The organism is Lysinibacillus sp. Y5S-8 (assembly GCF_036894365.1).
Classification (GTDB): domain Bacteria; phylum Bacillota; class Bacilli; order Bacillales_A; family Planococcaceae; genus Lysinibacillus; species Lysinibacillus fusiformis_D.
Map to the genome: position 1 here is coordinate 956309 of NZ_CP145889.1, position 24382 is coordinate 980690.

Sequence of the window (24382 nt, forward strand, 5' to 3'; positions counted from 1 at the left end):
GAGGTAAAAGTTGTGAGCTCATACACACAGAAAAAGGGCTTTGGAGCAACTGTCTGGGATTACATTACTACTGTTGACCATAAAAAGTTAGCAGTCATGTATTTATTAGCCGGTACATTGTTCTTCGCTATCGCTGGTTTTGAAGCGTTATTAATGCGTATTCAGTTAATGAAACCAAATAACGATTTCGTGTCAGCTGGTTTTTTCAATGAATTATTAACAATGCACGGAACAACAATGTTATTCCTAGCTGCTACTCCATTACTATTCGCATTTATGAACATGCTTGTACCATTACAAATTGGTGCGCGTGACGTTGCATTCCCGTTCCTTAACTCTTTAGGGTTCTGGTTATTCTTCCTAGGTGCTGTATTCCTTCACCTGTCATTCTTTATGGGTGGCGCTCCTGATGCGGGCTGGACTTCTTATGCATCATTATCTTTATATTCTCCAGGACATGGTATTGACTTCTATGTTCTTGGTTTACAAATTTCAGGGGCAGGTACATTAATTTCAGGTCTTAACTTCATCGTTACGATCATTACAATGCGTGCTCCTGGTATGACATTCATGCGTATGCCATTATTCACATGGACAGCTCTTGTATCAAGTGCATTAATTTTATTCGCATTCCCTCCATTAACAATTGGTTTATTAATGATGTTATTTGACCGTATGTTCGGTGGTAACTTCTTTGACCATACAATGGGTGGTAACACAGTAATTTGGGAGCACTTATTCTGGATCTTCGGACACCCAGAGGTTTATATCTTAGTATTACCAGCGTTCGGTTTATTCTCCGAGATTATTCCAGCGTTCTCTCGTAAACGTTTATTCGGATACTCTTCAATGGTATTCGCAACAATTTTAATTGGTTTCCTAGGGTTCATGGTTTGGGCTCACCATATGTTTACAGTTGGTCTTGGGCCAACAGCAAACGCAATCTTCGCTGTTGCAACAATGGCAATTGCGGTTCCAACAGGTATGAAAGTATTCAACTGGATCTTAACTATTTGGGGCGGATCTATTAAAGTTACAACACCAATGCTTTATGCACTTGGTTTCATTCCGTCATTCGTTGCGGGTGGTGTTACAGGGGTAATGCAAGCATCTGCACCTCTTGACTATCAATTACACGATTCTTACTTTATCGTTGCTCACTTCCACTATGTAATCGTTGGTGGTATCGTTACAGCATTATTTGGTTCAGCGCACTTCTACTGGCCAATTTTCTTCAACCGTATGTTAAACGAAACGCTTGGTAAAATTACGTTCTGGGTATTCTTTATTGGATTCCATTTAACGTTCTTCGTTCAACACTTCTTAGGTTTAATGGGTATGCCACGTCGTGTATTCACTTATATGGAAGGTCAAGGTTGGGATCAGTTCAACTATATCTCTACAATCGGTGCATTAATGATGGGTGTAGGGGTTATCTTAATGGTAATCAACTGCTTAATGTCTATTAAGGGCAAACCAGCAGGTCGCGACCCATGGGGTGATGGACGTACTTTAGAATGGTCAATTCCACAACCAATTCCATTCTACAACTTCCGTCAAACGCCACTTGTACGTGGTTTAGATCCATGGTGGATTGAAAAACAAGAAGGGAATAAAGAAGTGACATTTGCTGAGCCAATCGGTGATATTCATATGCCAAATAACTCAGCGATTCCATTCGTTATTTCATTAGGTATGTTTATTGCAGCATTCGGTGCACTTTACAATCCAGATGCAGATAAACCATGGTCTATCTATGTATTAATCATTGGTTTAGCTATTACATTTGGGGCGATGATTGTTCGTTCAGTTAAAGACGATCATGGTTTCCACTTACACAAAGAAGAAATTCTTGAAATTGAAGAACATCTTTACGGCAAAGGAGGAAATAAATAATGGATTTCAATACTAAATTTACTCCTCATACTTGGCCAGATCATCCTGAACAAGCTACGATGGAAGGTAAAAATAAAGTCGTTGGTTTCTGGATTTTCCTTGCCTGTGAAGTTGTACTTTTCGCAAGTTTATTCGCTACTTATTTAGCGCTTAAGAACAAAGGGCCAGCTGGCATGGAGTTCACAACTCAAGGTTTATTTGAATTACCATTAGCATTTGCTATGACGATGTTATTATTAACATCATCACTAACTTCTGTTTATGCAATTTACCATATGCGTAACTTTAACTTTAAAGGGATGCAAACTTGGTTAGCCATTACTTTAGCTTTAGGTCTTGGATTCTTAGCACTTGAAATCTATGAATTCCAACACTATGTGCACCTTGGTTTTACATTTAACCAATCTGCATTCGCAACTGCGTTCTATTCTTTAGTTGGTACACACGGTTTCCACGTAACTTTAGGACTTGTATGGATTGCAACTTTAATGATCCGTAATGCGAAACGTGGTTTAAACTTGTACAATGCACCTAAATTTTTCGTAGCTGCTTTATATTGGCACTTTATTGACGTTGTTTGGGTATTTATCTTTACAGTAGTTTACTTGATGGGAGTGATCGGATAATGTCTTCACACGATACACCTATAGTTGCTAAGTCACAGGCACAGTATGAGTATGATCGTCATCATAATGCCGTTCATATGCGTAAACAAGTAATCAACTTTGCGATCATGATTTTCTTTACGTTTATCGCATTCGCAGTAGTTGCAGCTGATTTTTCTAAATACTTAATCATGCCATTCGTATTATTATTGGCTGGTGTTCAAGTTGTACTTCAGCTTTATTCTTTCATGCACTTAGAGGACAAAAAAACACACTTTGGTGGTGTTATTGGTTTCTTCATGTGGATGGGGATGTTAATCGCATTTACATTCTTCTTAGCATTTTTAACAATCATTTGGTGGTAATCACCAAAAGAGCACGTTCGTTATTTGTACGAACGTGCTTTTTCTTATGTTTTAAAGTTATGAAGGTTTCAAAAAGAGACAAACACTGTTAAACTTAATATTTGTTCACCTTTCGTTCATTGCAGTATAGCTGTAAGCGTTTTATAATAGGAGTACTGAAGTTTAAAGGAGTGCGTTCTATATGCCACTTAGTATATTTGGTTTCCAAGCATTGTGGAGCCCCTATTTAATAGGAGTTCTTGTTTTTATAACGATTATCTATTTTTTAGTCACAGTAAAGTGGCGTAATGATTTTAAAGTAAGTGAACCTTTGAAAAAGGGAGAAGCCATTTATTTCGTGTTAGCCATGATTACTATTTATATCATTAAAGGTTCTCCAGTTGATTTAATGGCTCATATTATGTTTACCATGCATATGGTTCAAATGGCGATCTTATTATTGCTTGTTCCGATTTTCTTAATTAAAGGAATCCCTTGGTGGGTTTGGAAGGTTGCGATTGAAGCACCAGTTGTTAGAACATTGTTTAAAGTACTGACATTACCAGTTGTTGCAGTCTTTGTGTTTATTGGTCTATTTTCCTTCTATCATTTGCCTTCAGTATTAGATTACATTAAATTAAATGAAACATTACATGGTACCTATACATTTGTATTATTTCTTTCTGCTATTTTTATGTACTGGCCTTTAATTCAAAATATGCCTAATAGTGCTAAAATGAAGCCTTTGCATAAATTAGCCTATATTATTGCAAATGCTGTGTTAATTACACCTGCTTGTGGATTAATCATTTTTGCTCCTAATGCAATGTATGAGACATATACAAATGGTGATGCATGGTTAAAAGCAATGGAGCTGTGTGTACCAGCCTCTACGTTATCAGGCTTATCATTATCAGGACCAGAGCTGTTTACAGACATGAAACCTGTTGCAGACCAGCAATTAGGTGGCGTATTAATGAAAATCTTACAAGAGCTTATCTTTGGTGTATTAATTGGGACAATCTTTACGAGATGGTATCGTTCTGAACAAAAAGATCCAGATAAAATTACGGCTGATGCATTAGCTGCACACCAAAAAAAATGGGAAAGTCAACAGCAACATTAATTGTAATATAGAAATTTACTTTGTATAAGGGGTTTTGACAATGGAATTGCAAATTTTGCCTACTATTAGTACATCATTTATCGTAATTAGTGCTGTACTAGTAGCGATAGGATGGGGCTTAATTATAAAAAGAAATGTAGAGGGGCATAAGAAAGTAATGCTTGCTGCAGGTGTTGCGGCACTTATATTCTTTATTATCTATGCATCCCGTACAATCTTTATTGGAAATACGGCTTTTGGCGGTGGAGAACATTTAAAACCATATTATACGTTCTTTTTGATTTTCCATATTATTTTGGCGACATCTGGAGCCGTGTTTGGTATCGTTAGCATTATTTCGGGTTTGAAAACAAATATTAAGTTACACAGACGTATTGGCCCAATCACAAGTATTATTTGGTTCTTTGTTGCCATCACTGGTGTACTTGTTTATTTATTGCTATATATTTTATTTGAACCAGGTGAAACAACATCCGTTATTAAAGCCATTTTAGGGTTTTAAAAAAAATCTCCCTCTTTATTATTGTAAAGGTGGGAGATTTTTTGTAGTTGGTTGAAATATAGAAAGTATCACTACAACAAGTAAAGGGCCTATTAATATCCCAAGAAAACCAAATATTTTAAAGCCGATAAACATGGCAATGAAGGTATTTAAGGAGGAAAGGCCAATTTTATCACCAATAATTTTTGGTTCAATCATTCTGCGGACTAGAAATTGCCCCACATTTAGTAACGTTAGAACGACAGCATATATATAGTCGCCTGCAAATACTTGATAAATGGCCCATGGGACTAAAAGGATAAATGAATCGAGAAAAGGGATAAAATCTAATACAACGAGTGATAAAGCTAACAGTATGGGAAATGGCGTTTTTAAATAATAAAATGCTGCGAAGGATATCGCAAAGATACTAGCACCAACAAGCAATTGTGCTTTTAAAAAGCCGAATAAGGCTAGTTTAACGCGTTGCCCAATAAAAATGATTTTTTGATGATAGTGAAAAGGAAAGGGCATTAATAATTTCCGATTAATGGCTGGCAAATCTAAGAGCAACATATACAAGACAATCCAATAAACAAAAACATCAAATAAAAGGGAGGGGATATATGTTAGTAAAGTAGACAATACATTCACATTTGTTAAGGATATGGCAAATTTTTCTATAGAGGCTAAAGCATTTTCAATCATGAATTGAATTTGTAAAACGAGTTCTACAGGTAAATGATAGGTGTAGTTACTGAGCTTGGATTGCATTTGAATCCATAAGGCCGATAGTTGATTAAGGTACTCAGGAATATCGATGATAAAAGAAGAAAATTGTTTCCAGCTTATATAGAGTATAAGTGTACATAATAATAAAGAGATACTGAGAAAAAATAAAAAAAAGATGAAAACAACTATTTTACGTTTTTTTCGAAACCGTTTGCTCATTCGAACAATAATCGGTTCTAAAAGTAACGCGGTTAAGTAGGCAAGGAGGATTGGTAACGATATAGAAATGAACCAGAGAAGCAGAAGCCCAATCGCTATGACGATTATGGGATGCCGAAAAAAAGGACGATTAAAAAAAGATAACATTTTTCTCACCTACATCCATGTAATAGATATAGGTAGTATGAGGAGAAAAAATTTTTTTACTCAAAATAAAAAAAGACTGGACCACCAGTCTTTTCATAAAATGAAGCTACTTACGCTATACTTGCTGTCACTTTAGTTTAATAAAGATTAGCGTGCGTTAACAGGTTCGAAGTTATTTTTATTTGTTGGCTCAATTGAGAATTGATCTAATTCTAATTTAACCTTTTTTAAGATTTCTTCACATTTTTTTACAAGATGTGCTGGGTAAACTTCATCATCCCCATATTCAACACCATGTGGGTAATAGTATTTACCTAGGGCTGGTTTCATTAACGTAAGGATGGCATCGTGTGCACCTACATCACCAGAAATGGCATATGCGAATACGCGTAGGTAATAGCGACCTTCACGAGTATCGAAACGTTTATCGAATGTCATACGTTCGTAATCCCAACCGCCATCACATTCTAAACCATGCTTTTTCATAATGCTGACAATTAGCTCTTGATCAGCTGTTAAATTTTCAAGGTTAGTATTTTCAAAATACATGTATAGTCCTCCTTTAGGTTCTCGTACAAAGTATACGCTCATTTTTATAATAGAGCATATTCGACATTGTTGCAATGACAACATTGTGTCAACCCAATTACAATTGATATAATAACTTACAATAATGGTGATGAAAAGGAGTCCTGTATGAAAGCTTTATTCCGCATTTTAATGGTTTGTGGCGCAATTGCATTAATTGGCTTTATGTTTTTCAATACCCCGAAGGAAAATGAGCCGTTAGAAGGACCAAATACCAATTCTAATATAATCCCTCAAACACAACTAAAGCAACAGTCTGCTGTAGGAGCAATGACACGTCCTCAAACAGGCATATCAACTTTGGTAGGAAAAGGCATTCAAACCGTTTTAGAGCAATATGGGGAACCAACGAGAAAAGAACCGTCTTCATTTGGCTATCAATGGTGGGTCTACAATAAAGATGTTGCTACGTTTTTTATGATTGGTGTTGAAAATAATATTGTAACGCAAGTTTACATAGCTGGACAAGAAATCGATGCATTTCCTTTTAAAGTTGGACAAAAACGCGATGAAATATACCGTATGACGATTATTGATTATGAGGTTTCGGCCACTGTGGGAGAAAATATTTTCATTTTCTCGATGAGTGAAGAAGATATGCAAACAAGGTTGCTTGTCAAATTTGATGGCCTTTACGCACAGCTTTATATAGATAGGGAGACAAGTGAACTACAGGGAATACGTTATACAGACAGTGAAACACTTGTCCTTCATCAACCATATGAAATGAGTTATCAAGGTGAATTAGTGAGACGTACGCCACCTTCTTCATTTTTGCAGCAAGAAATCGATGTAGCTAGCGCCAAACAGCTTGATGATCTCTTAAATGTTACGAGGGTACATCATGAATTACCACCTTTAGCAATGGATGAATCATTAGAAGAAGCTGCAAAAATGCATAGTGAAGATATGAAGGTGCAAAATTTCTTATCACATGAGTCTCCAACTAATGGAGATTTAAAAAAGAGATTACAGGCACATGATATCGACTATAGTGTAGCGAATGAAAATCTTGCTACTGCTTATTTTGATGCGATAGAAGCTATGCATGGTTGGACAAATTCGCCTGAACATAGGAAGGTGTTATTGGATGATCAATATACACGCGTTGGTTCCGGTGCTTTCGTAGATTATTATACGCAAATCTATATAGAGCCTACTGTACAGACGATGGATAGTGAAGAGCAAGATAGAAAAAAACAAAATATTGAAGAACAGGATAACGAAGAACAGAGAAATAAAGAACCAGATAGTGAGGACCCTGTAGAGAATACAGAGCAATCCTCCTCATTCTAACAACAGAATATCAGTTTGAAGATAAGTTCGAATAGCCGAGCTTGTCTTTATTTTTTTATAAGGTAGTACTTTCACTGTGGGCTTCTACACTTTTCGTCACACCGTTACAAACGCCGTCATATGATAGAGAACGGAAAGGGGGAATGAGGCTTGCAACTAGCTGAGCTATTAAAAGATTGGCCATGTAGTGTGACAGGAGGATCCATTCGAACAGAAATTACAGGCGTAGAAGATTATGCACAGGCCGTACAACCTGGCGACATTTTTATTGTACGAAAGGGCAAAAAAACATCAGGAAGTCGTTTTGTTAAAGAAGCGTTGGCACGGGGGGCTGCTGCCATTGTTTCGGAAGAGAGTATTTCTTTGCCGATTATGGATAAAGAAATTCCTTTTGTGTGGGTTCCGAATACAGCATTATTTTTATCGTATGCGAGTGCGAAGCTCGCTGCTTTTCCAGCAGAGGCTTTAACGGTTATTGCCATTACCGGTACAAATGGAAAGACCACGGTGAGCCATTTTGTTAGTCAGCTTCTAAATGCCTTACATAAAAAAGCAGCAGTTATTGGAACGGTTGGCTTTTTCATCAATGGCGAGAAACAACAGACGGCTTACGAGCAACTAACAACATTGCAGGCCAAAGAATTGCATCCGATATTAAAGCAATGTGTACGAAAAGGGGTTACACATGTTGTGCTAGAAGCCTCTTCAATGGGCTTACAGCAGCATAGACTCGACCATTGCGATATTGACTGTGGTGTATTTTTAAATCTATCAGAAGACCATTTAGAAGATCATGGTGGTTTAGAAGCATATAAACGTGCAAAAAAAAGATTAGCCGATTTATCCAAAAAGTTAGTATTAAATGGAGATGATAACTTTTGTCGTTCTGTAGGGATTTATGATAAGAAAAAATCCTGTTCATTTGGCTTTGATAATCACAATGATCTACATATTCAAATTGTCAGTGAAACAGTTGGAAAAACCGTACTTTGCTTACAAACAACAGCGAGTGAGCATATTGTGGAAATCCCTTTTGTCGGAAAATATCATGTACAAAATACTATTGCTGCCTTAATGGCTATATGGCGCCTAGGTGTCCCGATGGAAGATCTAGTTGGTCATATGTGGTCCTTAAAACTACCAGAAGGGCGACTTGAGAAGATTGATAATCCTTTGGGTATAGAGGTTTATGTAGATTATGCGCATACAGCAGAAGCCTTACAAGCCGTTTTACAAACCTTTAATCGTTCCAAAACAATTTACCTTGTTTTTAGTTGTGGTGGAAATCGTGATAAGGCGAAGCGCTTCGCCATGGGAGCAGTAGCAAGTAAATACGCGGACGTTATTTATTTAACAACAGATAATCCACGAGATGAAGATCCAATCGTGATAAATGAAAGCATTATTGCAGGCTTTACAGAGCAACAATATTATGAAATTTACTTAGATCGGAAGCTTGCTATCCATCAAGCGTTAGCAAAGGCGAAAAAGGGCGATATTGTCCTAGTGGCCGGAAAAGGGCATGAACAAACACAGCAAATTAAAAATCAAAAATTGCCTTTTTCCGATCAACAATGCATCAAAGATTATTTTGCCAGTCTCATTACAGACGACGCTGAATAACAAAGAAAGATCCTGTAGCAATAGCCAGCTTGCGACCTGTCTCATCTTCGATATCACATTCCATGACGAGTGTTTGACGTCCTTTATGAACAAAACGACCGCGCGCAATCAATTCTTTACTCGTTGTTGTGGCAATATACGATAGATTCATATTCGTTGTAACCACATTATATCCCTCTGGTACAGAGCGTGAAGCAAGCCCGCCCATAGCTGCATCGGCAATTGTTGCAATAATGCCACCATGAGGCACCTTAATTGTATTATGAATAACTGGTGTAATAGGGATACGAACCTCACTAATTTCAGGATCAAATTTACCTACCATATGTAGGGCAGCATTAAGATAACGACGATGAATGCCTTGCTGCTTCTCCCTTAGCCCATTTAAAAGATGTAATAAAACTTCTTCATCTTCCTCAGTACTTTCTTGTAAAATTTCAGCTAGTAATTGTTCTATCTGTCCTTTAGATGTTGTCATTAATTGGCAAACCTCTTTCATTAAAAGTATCAATAATGTAAAATTACCATAAAATCTGTTATGATGGGAGAGAGATTGGGGGAATTAAAAATGATGATGACCTCTGACTGGGTACTCATTTTGGATGAGACCGAAGCGCTTTGTGAGATGATTCTTTCCTCAGAACCTGCGATTGCGCTACAGCAAGCGTATGATGCAGTCTATAGTGATGCACAAATTGTAGAAGCTATTTACGCATTTAATCGCATGAAAGAGCAGTACGAAGATGTACAACGTTTCGGAAAATATCATCCAGACTACCATACAATCATGAAGTCAATTCGCCAACAGAAAAGGGCACTTGACTTGAATGAAAAAGTTTCAGCTTTAAAAATTGCTGAAAACGATTTTCAGGATTTACTCGATGAGATTAGCCTATTAATAGGTAAAACAGTCTCTGAAGCTGTAAAAGTTCCTGTTAGTAACCCATTCTTTGCATCTGGTTCATCTTGCGGAGGAGGATGTGGCTCGGGCGGCTCATGCTCTTGCTCAGCATAAAATACGATGTGTATGTTACACATCTCTTCTAGACTGTAGACAACTCCAAGTATTCACAGGAGGTTGTCTACAGTCTTTTTTCAATTGATAGGAGGAAACATACTTGAATGGCTGTCATCCCTGGTGACAGGATAGGAAAAAAGTTGTGTAGGCTGCTAAAAAGGTTCTAAATCAAGCAGCTTTATTGGATGGTCTTACAAATATCCTTTTATATTATAGTCTAGTTGGATCCGTGGTATGCAAGGTCAAAAGGATTGGATACTAGATTTGAGGATTATTAAGATTTAGAGGCTTTCCTCAGATTTAAGACAGGGAGTTAGCCCATTTTTAAGGAGCTATCGTGAGAACCATGACGAGTTAGTAACGGTCTCTGGGGAAGAAAACGAATACAGTAATTCTTCAATATATTATTGCTCATGAAATCCATCAGATTAGAAAAGCCCATATCTGCTCATTATATAGGTGGAACATTCAAATGAAGGGGAAGGCACGTAACTAGTGTCCTTCCCCTTTATGTTCGTATCATGATAACGACTCTTGTTCCTGTAATAATTCAGCAGCTATATCAGGGCGATCTGTAATAATCCCCTTGGCGCCATTATGGATTAATTTTTTCATCGTGTCGATATCATTGATTGTCCAATAGTGGACAGGTATGTTGAGATGATTCAAAAATTGAATAAATTTAGGTGAATCTAATGCGATAACGCCTGATTTAGGTGGGATTTGGAAAACATCAACTTTCGGATGATATAAGTGCCCAAATTGACTTGAGAAGGAGGCAAATGCTTTTCTCACATCTGATTCACCGGCACCAAGTGCTACTTGATTTTGGGCATATAAATTAAAACGATCGATTTGCTCACCATAGAAGCTTGTCACAACGACACGATGTTCAACGCCTAGCTCTTCGATTAAGCGCCAGAGTTTAGAAGGCATCAAACTTCCCTCATAAGTATCTGGAGCATCTTTAATATCAATATTGATGAGCATATTTGGATAAGTTTCAAGTAGCTCTCGTAATGTCACTACATTGATCTTTTCCTCTCGATATGGAAAAGCGCCATCCAAATCTTCAAATTGATAGCCGTGGTTTAAGGCATTGATTTCTGCTAAGGTCATATCGGCAATGAGACCATAGCCATCCGTTGTACGATCAACTGTATCATCATGGAAAACAATGATTTCCTCGTCTTTTGTTAAACGGATATCGATTTCAAAGCCATCGACTCCTAACTGTGCTGCTTTTTCAAATGCGAGCATTGTATGCTCAGGTGCTAAAAGAGCCCCGCCACGATGCGCCAGAATGATGGGGCGATCAAATTGCAATGCTTGTTTGCCTTCACGTTGCTGTGGTTTAGAAATAGCTTTACTACCTGCCCAAGCCGCTGCACTTGCCGCAGCAATAGCAAGGGCAATTTTTGTTTTCTTACCCATATTCGTCCTCCTTAACAATTATCTTCATATAAAAAGTAATGGTGAATTCATTGTCAGTATTCATAATTAAAGTGCCTACTAAAACTAATAGCTAGTAGAAGTGAATGATGCTTTTTTCATGCTAATATATGCAAAAGCAAAAAAATACGGAGCTATTACGCGGAGGCGTAAATGTTCCATGAAAACAACTAATTCATATCTCTACGATGTTTCTCGCAGTATGCTTTTCCATTATAACGGAAAATTGAGCTTTCTGTCAGCTAAACTCTGTTGCTATCATTTTCCGGTCTATGGTATTCTTTTATGTAAGAAATGAGGGAATCCAATATGAACGAACGACAAGGGCTAATCGTTTACGTCCATCAATTAAAACATGCTAAATCTCTTCGGAAATATGGTCATGTTCTTTATATTTCAAGAAGGCAAAAATACGTAGTGCTTTACTGTAATCGTGAGGACATTGATATGATGACAACAAAACTACAACGCCTTCCATTTGTGAAAGACGTTGTGGAGTCTTATCGTCCATTTGTGAAAACTGAATATGAAAATGCAAAACCAGATAAAGCAAAGGAATATGACTACAAAGTAGGTCTATAATCTTACGTCAATGCAGGTATATAGTTATTTAGTCTTAATATACCGATTAAGTATTGATAAAATAGTTTTGATTCCGAAAATATAGATGAGTGCTTTATTTCTACAACAACTGCTTTCCGATCTAGTTGTTCTATTTGTGCTTCAAACATTTTTTGTCGCATTGTTGGTTGTTCTTCATTATATGGGATGCCTTCTCGGCAAATATAGATAGGCATGAACTTACTTTCACCAACTGGTTTGAGAGCTACAGCTAATGAGAGCACCTTTTTATCTTCTTTTGTAGATGTTAGTATAAAGGCTTGATGAAAGCGTTCCTGATTTGTTTTGATAATTTCGAGTAACTCGTAAACATCACCATAGCCTTCTCCTAATTCTATAAATTGTTGTGGCATAATAATTGCACATCCTTTCCAATACTCATAGTATCATGCTGCGGGAGGTCAAGCACATGAAATTTGCATTAAGCTTTTTTTCTATTTTAGCACTAATCATTACAGGAACGTTATTTTTCCAATATCATGCGTATTCATCCGATTTAGAAACAGGCATAGGGGATTTTCATTACTCTCAAGAAATAGAGATTGTCTATCGTGAAAATAGCTTAGATATTCGCCAGCATTTCAAAAATTTACCAAATCAAAAGGTGAAAATTAAATGGCCAGAAAAAGCGACAAATCCTAGTTGTTTTATCGAGAGCGAAAATAGCTGTGATCGTTTATCAGATGAGGTCTCTTATTTTGCCAAAGGGGAAACGAAATCACAATCTGTGTCATACATAATTCCAATTGAGGGTGGCTTAAAAAATAAGATGCTCCTTCAAAATGTTTTTGCTACACTAATAAATGGTGAAGCATCGTATTCAATTGTTCATATTTCTACAGATAGTAAAGTGAATGGACAGTGGATTACAGGTTTACCTTTAGTAGGGCAACAACAACTTTCTCTTGTGAATTACACAATGTTTAAAGGAAACGGTACCGTTCAAGATCTTTATTGGCAAGCTGGTAAACTTAAAGTACAAGAGCAAACACCGATTTTATCTATCTATGCACAGCAGTCAATTCCTAATGATTTCTTAAAATCATTAGAAAGCTTGCAGTTTTTGAATGATGAGCATATTGCTATTATTCAAGAAAAAAGTCCGGTTACAGTTCATGATGAAAGATTGTTATTTTTACCAACTCTTACTGCACAAGCCGTTGAGCAGGAAGTGATTTTATCACAAATCAAATCACAATTTAAATTTGTAGATTCCCCAGAATGGTTGCCCGAAGTTGTGGCATCCTATTTAGTAAACGATTCAATTGGTGGAGACAAAACAAAGAAAATGGTTAAGACATTAAATGACTATATGACAGATAGTCAACAGCAAGCTTGGCAGGAAAAGCTGAAGAATCTTGGGGATGAACCGCTTTCTCCTGATACATTGGACAAGTATTTATCACAAGCGTTAGATGCGAAAACATCTTATTTTACATTAAACGCAGCTCAGAAAGATGGAACATATCCGCTCTTATTTGAGGATGCACGTGATGTGTATGTGGATGATGTATTAAAGGAAGACGTTCATGTTATTCTATATGAAGGTCAAGTGTTGTATACGGCAGATACGTTATTGCCTTATCTTGGCTATTCGGCTGAGGAAGGGAAGAATGGCTATTACGTAAATAGCGAGCATCGCACATTCCGATTCCCGAAAGAGCCTGGTTTCTATGTATTTAATCAGCGAAGATATGCAACAATTTCAGAGCCAATTATTAAAATTGCTGATCATTATTATGTGGAAGAAGCTTGGTTGCAACGTTTATTCCTAGTTGAATTACAAAAGAAGGACGAGCGGATTCAAGTATTAACACAAGAACAACAATAACTTTTGCAGCGGAGGGTCATCCTTTCGCTGCAAAAATACTTTATATGGATGAAAGTACGGTGATATGCTGTTATGAGAGTTGTAGCAGGAGAGCGCAAAGGAATGCCGCTAAAAGCAATAGCTGGAAATACGACAAGACCTACAACGGACAAAGTGAAGGAATCGATTTTTAATATTATAGGTCCGTTTTTTGATGGAGGAATCGCGCTTGACCTGTTTGCAGGAAGCGGAGGCTTGGGCATTGAATCACTAAGTCGTGGGGCAGAGCAAGCAATCTTTATTGAAAAAGATGCAAAAGCATTCCAAGTGCTACAAGAAAATATAAACAAATGTCGTTATGAAGAAGATACAGAGCTTTTTCGTATTGATGCAAAGCGTGCTGTGAAAGCGCTGTTAAAACGTGATCTTACGTTTAAATATGTCTTTTTAGATCCACCTTACCATCAACAGGAATACTATGATTTAGTTCAGATTCTTGTGGACAATGATAAAGTTCAACGAGATGGTATTATATTATGTGAACATGCGAAAGAGGTACAATTGCCTCGAAATTTTGGTGAGTTTGTGTTAACAAGACAAGAAACATATGGCGGAACAATTATTTCTGTTTATCGCTGTACAGAGGAAGAGGGAGAATAAGTTGTCTGAGAAAATTGCTGTAGTTCCAGGAAGTTTTGACCCTGTCACATTCGGCCATCTTGATATTATCAAACGTGCGGCAGATGTGTTTGACATCGTATATGTAGCAGTATTAAACAATTCAGCAAAGAATCCGTTGTTTTCTGTAGAGGAACGCATGGCCTTAATGGCTGAAGTAACAAAAGCATTACCGAATGTCCGTATAGAAAGCTCTTCAGGTCTTTTAATAGACTATGCTAAAGAAAAAAAGGCGAAGGCCATTGTACGTGGCTTACGAGCTGTTTCAGACTTTGAATATGAAATGCAAATTACCTCTATGAACCGTTTTCTAGATGAAACAATCGAAACATTTTTCATTATGACGAAAAACCAATATTCATTCCTAAGTTCCAGTATAGTAAAAGAGGTTGCGAAATACGGTAGTGATGTTAGTGAGCTAGTTCCTACATGTGTCGTAAAGGCTTTACAAGATAAATATGATTTTGCTCAATAATTATGCAGAGGATGTCAAAAGCAAAGTGACATCCTCTTTTTGGTACATAGAGCGATCATTATTTCAGAAAAAATAGAGCATAAATAGTCGGAACAATGATTATGCTAAGGAGGCGGAATTTGATATAGGGTCTGACAGAAAGTTTTGCCGATTTTGCGATAACGAAGATTTGTAAGTGAATACTAATACTTTGCATCGTTAATAAAATGACAACTAGTAAGGTGATATGTGGAAGATTTGGGAAGGCTGTAACGGTCATTTTAAGACCATTCGTCACCTCAAGAATAGCTGCAAGAGAAAGTTCAATCGTATAGGGAAGTTTAGGGATTAGTTGATCTAGCCCTTGTTGGACAATGGTCTGAATGGTTGTGAAAAAGATGATGGTTGTACCAACTAACAGAATTGTTGGAGCTGTTTCTTTAATACTTTCTGAAAATGGTGCACTATACAGTGGTGTGTTGTGTACGGAAATAGTGGGTGGGTCAGTTTTACGAAATAAGTAGTAGCCAATTACTAAGCAACAAATATTAAACGTATGTAGTAAACATAAAAACAACCATCCAAACGTATTACTGTGTAGTAAATCAAGACTTACAAAACCTAAAACGAACAGTGGACTTGGTGCATGACAAACAGCTAGTAGAAAATTTGCCTCTTTGGGGTGTAATTGACCACTATTTTTTAAATAAACAATGGTTGTTGCCCCTGTTGGATAGCCTCCAAGTGCGCTAATAATGTAGGCTTGTACGTATAATGAGGCCCTTTTCGTTTTAGTACGCATAGGGGCAGTTAAACGCAGAAGCCATTGTGTTAATACTAGATACGGCAATAAATACGGAAAAAGTGCTTCCATGAAAAGGTTAACGCCTAAATCAGTACCACTATGAGCGGTTTGTGGGAATAACAAGAGTAAGAGAATTAGAATTACGCAGAGCACTATTTGAATTGTAGCAAACATGTTATCAACTCGTTTCAACTTTTTGTCATTCACATAGGCAAATGCTAAAATCAATATATGTGAGAAAGGCAAAAACATGAACGTATGGTTTTGCAAGCGTCCTAGGAGGTGTTTTCAAGTGAAGAAAAAAATTGGTATTTATGCAGTGTTAATAGTCGTGATTTGTTTTATGATGTTATACCGACTAGACGCGTATATTATGAAACCTGGAAGTGCATATGATGTCAGTAAATTTGTGACGGTAGATAGCAAAGAGGCTGATAGTGTGGGGTCTTTAAGCTTAATGACTGTCGCGATGCAGCAAGCCACCCCATTTTCGTATTTGTGGGCTAAAGTTCAAAAATATCAAAAGCTAATGGATATTGAACAAGTACGCAATCCTTTAGAGGATGATGAGGAATATAATATTCGACAGTTAAAATTAATGTCTGATTCCCAATTTAATGCGAAATATGTAGCTTTCCAAAGAGCAGGATTAGAGACTAAGATTCATTTTAACGGTGTATTTATATTAAATGTGTTAGATGGAGGAGCGTCTGATGGCATTTTAAAAGCTGGAGATGAAATTATCGAGGTTGACGGTCAAAAAATAACTAGCCAGCAAATGCTTGTTGACCTTTTAAAACCTAAACAGCTTGGAGATAAAGTAACAATACAATTTATACGTAATGAAGAACAAAAACAGGAGACGATTACCTTACAGGAGATTCCGAATACACAGGAACATAGAGCAGGGTTAGGTATTTCTTATACGGAAAGTAAATCGATTGAAACAATGCCAAAAGTGACGATGAAAACAGAGGATATTGGAGGGCCTTCTGCTGGCTTGATGTTTACACTTGAAATATTGGACCAGCTTCTTGATGAAGATTTAACAAAGGGTTATGCTATTGCTGGTACGGGTGAAATGTTAGTAGATGGATCAGTTGGTAGAATTGGCGGGATTGATTATAAGGTCATTGCCGCTGATCGAGACGACATGGAAATCTTCTTCGCGCCTGATGATGAAATTTCTCAAGAAATGAAAGCGAAATACCCAGAGCTAGAATCTAACTATTTGACGGCTGTTAAAACGGCCAAAGAGATCAAAACTAAAATGAAAATCGTTCCAGTGAAAACGGTTGACGATGCCATTAGCTATTTAAAACAACTACAGCCGAAATGATAGGGTGAAAAAGGGATGCTAAAATTTTACTAGCATCCCTTTTGATAGCCGTTAACAACGGATAGGCGGTGTTTGATAATCTTTGGGAAGAGTCCAATCTTTTGTGCCTTGTTCGATACTTAAATTGTATAGCTCTGCTGCATGTATATCTATTGCTAACATTGCATCATTGGTAGCTGCCACTCGGCTAATTAAAGGTATTTGGATATCCTTTTTTTGCTTACCTAAATAAGCTTGCCCCACCGAGCTCATACCTAATAGCCGAATATAAGAGGGTGCTTCGAAACTTTGAAGCTGCTCTTTTGTAAACCCGGTGTATATATGTGTTATCATGCGTTGAAGGCGGGTCCATGTATAACGTTTAGATTTAATTTTTTCCATAAAGCTATTGAAGGAGGAGCTAGTTTTGGCTGCTTTCACAATAGCATTTTCAATTCCCTCTGTTACTTCTGCATAACGAGTCAGTTCTGAAGGCGTGTGTCTGATGATGGTAAACTGTAATAACGGCCAAAATGCTTCCCAGCTTGCAAATTGACTATACTGTTTATGCCAGTCTGTTAAATAGCTATAAGTAGTCTCAGGAACAACATTTTGCACACTCTGTAAAGAATTTGTAGACGCAAGTGCTTTACGTATACCAGTGGCACTTGCAATCGATGTGTCTTCCTTTAATGCATCATGGTATCCTGCCGCTACGCGAGAAATAGTTAAGGGTTTGATGTGACTGTTAAGTGATTTCGCTGCTTCAAGATAATGAAAGCCTAGTATATTATTTGGCTGTGCGAGATCAATGTATGGAGCAGGGAACTTCTGAGAAAGCTGTTCATAGGCAAAATGTAGGCTTTTCGGATAGCTTGCACCTGTTTTAAGGCTGTCTTTAATAAGCATGTCATATTCTGCACGGTTGTGGTCTATCAACTCATATGTGTTTAAAAAGGGTTGAATCGAGCCGTCTTCACTTCCGAAGGCAAATGAGTCACAGCCAACGGCGCTTAATAAGGAAATGGCACCTTTTGCGAAATCTGTGGCTGGTGCTGTACTATAGACGTAGGGCAGCTCAATAACAATATCTACACCACCAGCAAGCGCCATTTTAGTACGTGTCCATTTATCTACCATGGCTGGCTCTCCACGTTGTAAAAATGTGCCGCTCATAACAGCGATAACAAGTTCCGCCTGTGCTACTTTTTTAGCCTGTTTTAAATGATAAGCATGTCCGTTGTGAAAAGGATTATATTCAACGACAATTCCAACTGCTTGCATGCTTTTCCCCCTTATAATTTGTGTCATTATTTGAAACTGTTAGGAGCAAATACACTTCTCATAGTATTTAATTATAAGTGGGTTTTTAAGTGGTGACAAGAAATTATCTTGACATCTATTTTTACACATTATATAATCAACATTGTTGTCTCGAGGTGATTAAACGAATGAAATGGTCAATTCATCAATTATCTAAATACCGCCAAAACGGGATGCCAATCGATGCCTTTGTCCAGCTGGACGAAGTGATGGAGCGAAACCAGGATATTCGAGCAATTTCGCCCGTTCATGTAAAAGGGCTATGTACTTTTGGTGCATCGCAAATGACATGTCAGTTAACTGTGACAGCAACGTTAACACTGCCATGTGCTCGCACGTGGGAGGATGTTGAGTTTCCAATTGAAGTCGAAACAGTTGAAATTTTTAGCTGGATTGATGAAGATAAACGAGGAGACGATGACGGAGACATTCACTATATAGAAGGTGAAGTCATCGACATGAAACCAATTCTCGAGGAATTAGTATTGCTTGAGGTACCAATGCAAGTGTTCAAGGAAGATTCTGAAGGACAAGTGCAGGGCGGTAAAAACTGGTCTTATGCAACAGATGAAGACGTAAAGCTACACAAAAAAGCTGACGAACAAAAAGTGGATCCAAGACTAGCTTCTTTAGCTAAGTATTTTGATCAAACAGACGAATAGACGATCTGTAAGGAGGTGCCATCAATGGCTGTACCATTTAGAAGAACTTCTAAAACTGCAAAAAGAAAGCGTCGTACGCATTTCAAATTATCTGTACCTGGTATGGTAGCTTGCCCTAACTGTGGTGAGGCAAAATTATCACACCGTGTTTGCAAAGCTTGCGGACAATACAAAGGTAAAGAAGTAGTAAGCAAATAATACAGTGTTTGCTCACTTAAAAGGCTAGTAGAGAGACCATGGCTCTTTACTAGCCTTTTTGTCAGCTTGAAAAGACGGAATATTTCGTTGATTATGAAGTTCTTTACAATAGTAAAATAATTGTGTGATACAATTTATTCACAAGAATAAAGGGGGTAACAGTATGTCTTACACAATTGATAATCATGATGGCATTATGACATTTACCATTAACCGTGAAGAGAAGCGGAATGCTGTCAATGATGAGGTTATGAATGGTCTTCAAGAAGTCATTACATATATTCGTCAGCATGAAGATGTGCGTTTTTTGGTAGTGACAGGTGCAGGCGATAAATCATTTTGCTCAGGGGGGGATTTATCTGAGTTTCATTCACTGGAAACAGAGGATGAGGCATTTGGTATGTTAAGTAAGATGGGGAAAATATTATACGATCTTGCTACGTTACCTGTGCCCACTATAGCGCTTATAAATGGTACTGCTGTTGGCGGCGGCTGTGAAATTGCAACAGCTTGTGATTTCCGTTTAGTGGCAAGTCACGCGAAATGTGGCTTTATTCAAGGTACATTAGCCATTACAAGTGGATGGGGTGGCGGTACATATTTATTTGAACGAGGTTTACGCCATGATCGCGCGATGAAGATGCTAGTAGATGCAAAGCCGTATCCTGCACAGCTACTATATGAAATTGGATGGGCGATGCGTGTATTTGAAGGCTCAAAAGAAGAGGCTTTAAATGATTTTATTGAACATATGCGAAAAATTCACCCTGCTGTTCATAAAGCCTATAAGGAAATTGAACTTCGGAAGTGGCGTGAACGCAATATGTATGAGCGTGTGATGGAGGAAGTTCGTACTTGCGCGAAGCTGTGGGAAAGTGAAGCGCATCACCAAGCAGTTAATAATTTCTTGACCAAGAAGAATAATAAGTAATGTATAAAGGCAGTGATGAGAGGGAAACATAATCACTGTCTTTTTTCATGCAATGATTCTATTTTGCCCACTTGTGCATATAGTAGTAAAAAATGCGAGGGTGATAGATTATGGAATTGAAAAAAAGAAAAGATCAATGGACAAAGGAAGACGATGAAAGACTAGCAGAAATTGTGTTGCATAATGTGCAAAATGGCAAAACACAGCTAGAAGCCTTTGAAATGGCGGCTGTAGAATTGGGTCGTACAAAGCAAGCTTGTGGCTTCCGCTGGAATAAAACATTGCGTGGTCAATATAGTCAGTCACTATTAGCTGTTCGAAATCAGCCCCAACAATCTATGCGAAGTCACTTGAAATTGGCATTGACAAGTTTTGACGAATTAACGGAGGCTTATCAAACTCTTGAGATGAAGCATCGTGAATTGCAAAATGAACATGATAAGTTAGTGAAATGGCTACAACAGGGCTACTCATTGATGAAAGATTAAAGTTCTAAGTATGGTGAACTACATTATTTTTCTTTCCTGGCGATAAAACCCTTTCAGTGTATCGTCAACAATCGGTCTATCCTGTATAATAAAAGAACCTGCATAGAAGGTGCCTTAGAAGTAATCTGAGGCACCTTATTCTTATAGTTTTATTTTGGTTTAGCAATTGTTTTTTTGTGCCGAAAATATTCAAACGAAGGAGGGGTGGAGAAGATGGACGTAGCGGTAATTGGTGCAGGAGCGGTAGGTCAACTAACAGCGAGCTTTTTAGCGGAATCGGGTATGTCAGTAACGTTGGTTGCAAGGAGGCAGGAACAGGTCAATGAGCTAAATACAAAGCGGTTAACACGTATCAATGTTGATGGTACCAAAACTGTGCAAAATGTTGTTTCTACTACAGATTTGGCCACTCTACCACCACAAGATTTACTTGTGATTGCTGTTAAATATGGTCATTTGCAAAAGCTCTACAAACAATTTGCTGCATTATCGAGTGATATGCCATTGCTTTTTATGCAAAACGGCTTAGCGCATTTCGAGGAGGCACTAACCTTACCACAAAAAAATATTGCCTTTTGTTCAATTTCTTTTGGTGCTCAAATGATGGGGCAAGCAACAGTTCAACATAGAGGAGTGGGACACTGTAAACTCGCGGTAGAAAGAGGGGATCAACGGATCTTTCAAAAGCTATTACAATTACAAAATTCTTTGTTTCCTGTTGAGCTGGTTCGTAATGCTGAGCAAATGCTTTTTGAAAAAGCAGTGCTAAATAGCTTAATTAATCCATTATCAGCTGTATTGCAAGTGAAGAACGGTGAGTTGGTAACGAATCAACAGGCGTTTTTACTTATGGAAACTATTTATAAAGAGCTTACAGAAGCTTTTGAAGCTATTGAACAGACTATACCTTTTGCTGATGTGGTAGACTTATGTAGGAAAACGGCCAAGAATACATCATCTATGCTTACAGATCGTCTACAGGGTCGAAAAAGTGAAATTGAAACAATTGTTGGTGTCATTCTAAACAAAGCTTTGGCTAACGGTCATAATTTACCTACTTTGCGTACTTTATATCACCAAGTACTTGCAATAGAGGAGAGCGGTGAACGAAGTTGAAAGACTTTTTACATATACTGATTAGTATCATCATTTTTTGTCCAATTGTTCTTTTTGTCATTGTTTATCTTGTTGGCAGAAAGGTTAAAATTCGCGGCACACATGCTTTTGGAGCAGCATCTGATGTGACGACATTGTGCTTGTTTTTTTCTGTTCCATTAGCTATTGGGGTGCTGTGGCGTGTGAATGTGGGAGCACTTTTAGTCATGCTTGCGATAATGATGGCTATGATTTTTACATATATTGATTGGAGAACTAAAAAGGAAATAGAAGTAAAGCCGTTACTAAAGAAAATTTGGCGTTTTTTATTTTTAATACTTAGTACAGCCTATGTAGTGATCTGGATAGTGGGGGTTATTCAATCCATTGTAGAATATTTACAGGTTGTCTAAGCATTTTCTTTTCATGTTGAAGCTATAAGCGTTAAAATAATAGCATCAAAATTAGTTATAAAAAAATCATTCTTTATGAATGGGAATTTTGATTAAATTCATAGATCTTAGTGCTATAAGCATAGTTTAGTCATCTTGTGCTGTTGCTAGCTTATGTAATGATGAAAGATAGAAGATGGGCTAAAAACATTTAAGACATCATGTGCATAGTATGAATGGAATTAATTTCTCATTATGGAGTAAGAAAATGATTTAGTGAGTAGAGGAGTTTATGTTAAATGAAACTGGAGTCTATCCAAGTACCTATAAAAAATCATGTGCTAGCAGATTACTGGTCGCCAAATACCGCCATTCATCAATTTTTTGAGTATGAGTATAATGATCAAGCTTTTGAGGAAAGAGCGAAGCATTTAGCACAACATGCTCAAGACCAAAAAGAATTAACAGCCATCATTCGTCAATTTATGGAGCCGCTTGGGCTTTCTAACAAGGCGAATGAACATTTAGAACAACTAGAGCAAGGAGCTGTGGTGGTAGTCGGTGGACAACAAGCAGGTATCTTAACTGGCCCTCTTTACTCCGTTCATAAAGCTATTTCAGTGATAGCATTAGCGAAAGAGCAAAGTGCTAAGCTTCAACAGCCTGTCATTCCTGTTTTTTGGATAGCTGGGGAGGATCACGACTTAGAAGAGATTAATCACACCTATACGGTACATGGAGAATTACTGAAAAAGCGAGCGTATAGTGAGCGCTCTAGACGTAAAACAATGGCTTCTGCAACTGCTCTAAATAAAGAGTTGATGACGCAATTGATTAATACCATTGTTCGGGATATTGGTGAGACAGAGTATACAGAAGCGTTAATGAAGCAACTAGTGGACGCGCTGAACGAAAGTAAAACATTTACAGACTTTTTTGCCTATTTGATGAATCAATTATTCAAAGAGGAAGGTCTACTGTTAATTGATGCAGCCAACTTCCAATTCCGTCAATTTGAAAGCAAATATTTTGCGCAAATCATCCACTACAACGAAGACATTGCTAGAATAGTAACGGAACAGGAAGAGGAGCTGGAGCGTGCTGGTTATGGTAAGCCTATTTTGGCGACATATGAAGCAGCCAATTTATTTTATGTAGAGGATGGAGAACGTCATCTTTTAGAAAGAAAAAATGAGCTATTTGTTAATTTAGCGGCAAATCTCAAATTTACACAGGAGGAGCTATTGGCAATCGCTGATAATCATCCTGAACGTTTAAGTAATAATGTAGTGACTCGTCCGTTAATGCAGGAGATGACACTGCCTGTGTTGGCATTTGTTGGTGGCCCAGGTGAATTGGCTTATTGGGCAACATTGAAAAATGCATTTTCAGCATTAGATTTACAAATGCCGATTTTTGCGCCTCGTCTTCATATCACAATTGTTACGCGTCACGCAGAGCAGTTGCTACGCGAGCATCAACTAACTGTGACGGATGTATGGGAAGGCAAAGCATTGCAATTAAAAGAACGCTTTATTGCAGAGGTACAGGACAGTGAAGCAAAACGACAAATTCAAGCTATGCAGCAGATGCTAACAGAAAAATATGAGGAGTTAGCTTCCTATTTAGAAAAACAACATGTGCATTTAGAGAAGATCCTTGTGAAAAACCAAGAAAATCATGCGAAGCAATTTGATTATCTACAGCAAAAAATTGAACAAACTGTACTAAGCAAGCATGAAGCAACGATTCGTAAATTTATGACACTACAAAATGAATTGTATCCAAATGATGGTTTCCAAGAAAGAACCTATAATCCATACCAATATTTCAATGAGTTTGGACCTATGCTAATTAACGAAATGCTGAAACAAAATTACAGCATTGGTAAGCACCACTATTTACTCTATTTATAAATAATGAAATAAGTTCTTTTTACCTAATTGTTCGTTTACCTCCATATGGATTTGGTGAATAATGTCGAGGAAAATAGTATATAAAGAGCTATCCTACTAAGGGTAGCTCTTTTCTTATGTCCTTTAGCATATATCAAAAAAAATCCTAAAGGCCAAATTGCATA

At 37.5% G+C, this 24382-nt stretch carries 27 protein-coding genes; 20 read left to right on the forward strand and 7 right to left on the reverse strand.

What is annotated here, in order from left to right; translation table 11 throughout:
* The first annotated feature begins 12 nt into the window (after nt 1-12).
* The 5 genes from ctaD to V6670_RS04465 all read left to right on the forward strand — a co-directional run bounded on the left by ctaD (nt 13) and on the right by V6670_RS04465 (nt 4473).
* Nucleotides 13-1896 carry a cytochrome c oxidase subunit I gene (gene ctaD, locus V6670_RS04445; protein WP_036125328.1) on the forward strand — a complete coding sequence of 628 codons (1884 nt, stop codon included), beginning with the start codon at nt 13-15 and terminating at the stop codon, nt 1894-1896.
* Nucleotides 1896-2522 (forward strand): cytochrome c oxidase subunit 3, encoded by a 627-nt coding sequence (locus tag V6670_RS04450; RefSeq protein ID WP_036125326.1) that lies wholly within the window; start codon nt 1896-1898, stop codon nt 2520-2522. The genes ctaD and V6670_RS04450 overlap by 1 nt, the downstream gene beginning before the upstream one ends.
* The gene (locus V6670_RS04455; RefSeq protein ID WP_036125323.1) at nt 2522-2866 is read left to right on the forward strand and encodes a cytochrome C oxidase subunit IV family protein; all 345 of its coding nucleotides are present in this window, start codon (nt 2522-2524) and stop codon (nt 2864-2866) included. Before V6670_RS04450 ends, V6670_RS04455 begins: the two co-directional genes overlap by 1 nt.
* 181 nt (nt 2867-3047) lie before the next feature.
* Nucleotides 3048-3971, forward strand: coding sequence for a cytochrome c oxidase assembly factor CtaG (gene ctaG / locus V6670_RS04460; protein WP_036125321.1), 924 nt, complete (start codon nt 3048-3050; stop codon nt 3969-3971).
* 40 nt (nt 3972-4011) lie between these two features.
* The gene (locus V6670_RS04465) at nt 4012-4473 is read left to right on the forward strand and encodes a DUF420 domain-containing protein (RefSeq protein WP_036125319.1); all 462 of its coding nucleotides are present in this window, start codon (nt 4012-4014) and stop codon (nt 4471-4473) included.
* An 18-nt stretch (nt 4474-4491) separates the two neighbouring features.
* Here the strand turns inward: V6670_RS04465 and ytvI are convergent, their stop codons facing one another.
* A complete protein-coding gene (gene ytvI, locus V6670_RS04470) occupies nt 4492-5550 on the reverse strand; it encodes a sporulation integral membrane protein YtvI (RefSeq protein WP_141903390.1) in 1059 nt (352 codons plus the stop codon).
* Nucleotides 5551-5697: 147 nt separating this feature from the next.
* The gene (locus V6670_RS04475) at nt 5698-6099 is read right to left on the reverse strand and encodes a YugN family protein (protein WP_141903391.1); all 402 of its coding nucleotides are present in this window, start codon (nt 6097-6099) and stop codon (nt 5698-5700) included.
* A gap of 147 nt (nt 6100-6246) precedes the next feature.
* On the opposite strand from V6670_RS04475, the gene V6670_RS04480 reads away from it, so the two are divergent.
* Together V6670_RS04480 and V6670_RS04485 are read left to right on the forward strand one after the other, a co-directional pair.
* Complete coding sequence (locus V6670_RS04480) at nt 6247-7434, forward strand: CAP-associated domain-containing protein (protein WP_338652825.1); 1188 nt, start codon at nt 6247-6249, stop codon at nt 7432-7434.
* Between the two features lie 150 nt (nt 7435-7584).
* Nucleotides 7585-9057: a UDP-N-acetylmuramoyl-L-alanyl-D-glutamate--2,6-diaminopimelate ligase gene (locus V6670_RS04485; RefSeq protein WP_036125315.1), complete on the forward strand. Its 1473-nt coding sequence runs from the start codon at nt 7585-7587 to the stop codon at nt 9055-9057.
* Here V6670_RS04485 and V6670_RS04490 read toward each other — a convergent pair.
* Nucleotides 9038-9535 (reverse strand): PaaI family thioesterase, encoded by a 498-nt coding sequence (locus tag V6670_RS04490; protein ID WP_338652827.1) that lies wholly within the window; start codon nt 9533-9535, stop codon nt 9038-9040. The two genes, V6670_RS04485 and V6670_RS04490, sit on opposite strands and share 20 nt — an antisense overlap.
* A 90-nt stretch (nt 9536-9625) precedes the next feature.
* Between V6670_RS04490 and V6670_RS04495 the strand changes: the two genes are divergently transcribed.
* Nucleotides 9626-10072, forward strand: coding sequence for a YlbF family regulator (locus V6670_RS04495; RefSeq protein ID WP_036125306.1), 447 nt, complete (start codon nt 9626-9628; stop codon nt 10070-10072).
* 522 nt (nt 10073-10594) lie between these two features.
* Here the strand turns inward: V6670_RS04495 and V6670_RS04500 are convergent.
* A complete protein-coding gene (locus V6670_RS04500) occupies nt 10595-11509 on the reverse strand; it encodes a glycerophosphodiester phosphodiesterase (protein ID WP_141903395.1) in 915 nt (304 codons plus the stop codon).
* Nucleotides 11510-11836: 327 nt separating this feature from the next.
* On the opposite strand from V6670_RS04500, the gene V6670_RS04505 reads away from it, so the two are divergent.
* Nucleotides 11837-12109: a YlbG family protein gene (locus V6670_RS04505; protein WP_036125303.1), complete on the forward strand. Its 273-nt coding sequence runs from the start codon at nt 11837-11839 to the stop codon at nt 12107-12109.
* Between the two features lie 2 nt (nt 12110-12111).
* Here the strand turns inward: V6670_RS04505 and V6670_RS04510 are convergent, their stop codons facing one another.
* Nucleotides 12112-12501: a methylthioribose kinase gene (locus V6670_RS04510; RefSeq protein ID WP_141903396.1), complete on the reverse strand. Its 390-nt coding sequence runs from the start codon at nt 12499-12501 to the stop codon at nt 12112-12114.
* A gap of 56 nt (nt 12502-12557) precedes the next feature.
* On the opposite strand from V6670_RS04510, the gene V6670_RS04515 reads away from it, so the two are divergent.
* From V6670_RS04515 to coaD, 3 genes are all read left to right on the forward strand, one after another.
* Nucleotides 12558-13979, forward strand: coding sequence for an RNA polymerase II (locus V6670_RS04515; RefSeq protein ID WP_141903397.1), 1422 nt, complete (start codon nt 12558-12560; stop codon nt 13977-13979).
* Nucleotides 13980-14051: 72 nt separating this feature from the next.
* Complete coding sequence (rsmD, locus tag V6670_RS04520; RefSeq protein ID WP_141903398.1) at nt 14052-14618, forward strand: 16S rRNA (guanine(966)-N(2))-methyltransferase RsmD; 567 nt, start codon at nt 14052-14054, stop codon at nt 14616-14618.
* Between the two features lies 1 nt (nt 14619).
* Nucleotides 14620-15111 carry a pantetheine-phosphate adenylyltransferase gene (gene coaD, locus V6670_RS04525; protein ID WP_036125293.1) on the forward strand — a complete coding sequence of 164 codons (492 nt, stop codon included), beginning with the start codon at nt 14620-14622 and terminating at the stop codon, nt 15109-15111.
* 58 nt (nt 15112-15169) lie between these two features.
* Here the strand turns inward: coaD and V6670_RS04530 are convergent, their stop codons facing one another.
* The gene (locus tag V6670_RS04530; RefSeq protein WP_338652833.1) at nt 15170-16069 is read right to left on the reverse strand and encodes a hypothetical protein; all 900 of its coding nucleotides are present in this window, start codon (nt 16067-16069) and stop codon (nt 15170-15172) included.
* Between the two features lie 118 nt (nt 16070-16187).
* On the opposite strand from V6670_RS04530, the gene V6670_RS04535 reads away from it, so the two are divergent.
* Nucleotides 16188-17234: a SepM family pheromone-processing serine protease gene (locus tag V6670_RS04535; protein ID WP_338652835.1), complete on the forward strand. Its 1047-nt coding sequence runs from the start codon at nt 16188-16190 to the stop codon at nt 17232-17234.
* Nucleotides 17235-17285: 51 nt separating this feature from the next.
* On the opposite strand, the gene V6670_RS04540 is transcribed toward V6670_RS04535, so the two are convergent.
* On the reverse strand, nt 17286-18497 hold the full coding sequence (locus V6670_RS04540) for a nucleotidyltransferase (RefSeq protein WP_338652839.1): 1212 nt from the start codon (nt 18495-18497) through the stop codon (nt 17286-17288).
* Between the two features lie 167 nt (nt 18498-18664).
* Here V6670_RS04540 and V6670_RS04545 point away from each other — a divergent pair, with 167 nt between their 5' ends.
* The 7 genes from V6670_RS04545 to bshC all read left to right on the forward strand — a co-directional run bounded on the left by V6670_RS04545 (nt 18665) and on the right by bshC (nt 24218).
* Nucleotides 18665-19198: a YceD family protein gene (locus V6670_RS04545; protein WP_036125282.1), complete on the forward strand. Its 534-nt coding sequence runs from the start codon at nt 18665-18667 to the stop codon at nt 19196-19198.
* A gap of 24 nt (nt 19199-19222) precedes the next feature.
* Nucleotides 19223-19396: a 50S ribosomal protein L32 gene (gene rpmF / locus V6670_RS04550; RefSeq protein ID WP_010858320.1), complete on the forward strand. Its 174-nt coding sequence runs from the start codon at nt 19223-19225 to the stop codon at nt 19394-19396.
* 163 nt (nt 19397-19559) lie between these two features.
* A complete protein-coding gene (locus V6670_RS04555) occupies nt 19560-20327 on the forward strand; it encodes an enoyl-CoA hydratase/isomerase family protein (RefSeq protein ID WP_058843463.1) in 768 nt (255 codons plus the stop codon).
* A 110-nt stretch (nt 20328-20437) separates the two neighbouring features.
* Nucleotides 20438-20815: a transcriptional regulator gene (locus V6670_RS04560; RefSeq protein ID WP_036125273.1), complete on the forward strand. Its 378-nt coding sequence runs from the start codon at nt 20438-20440 to the stop codon at nt 20813-20815.
* Nucleotides 20816-21028: 213 nt separating this feature from the next.
* Complete coding sequence (locus tag V6670_RS04565) at nt 21029-21931, forward strand: 2-dehydropantoate 2-reductase (protein WP_141903401.1); 903 nt, start codon at nt 21029-21031, stop codon at nt 21929-21931.
* A complete protein-coding gene (locus tag V6670_RS04570; RefSeq protein ID WP_036125267.1) occupies nt 21928-22323 on the forward strand; it encodes a DUF3397 domain-containing protein in 396 nt (131 codons plus the stop codon). Before V6670_RS04565 ends, V6670_RS04570 begins: the two co-directional genes overlap by 4 nt.
* A 278-nt stretch (nt 22324-22601) precedes the next feature.
* Entirely contained in the window at nt 22602-24218 is a 1617-nt protein-coding gene (gene bshC, locus V6670_RS04575; RefSeq protein WP_338652859.1) for a bacillithiol biosynthesis cysteine-adding enzyme BshC, read from the forward strand.
* Nucleotides 24219-24382 lie beyond the last annotated feature (164 nt).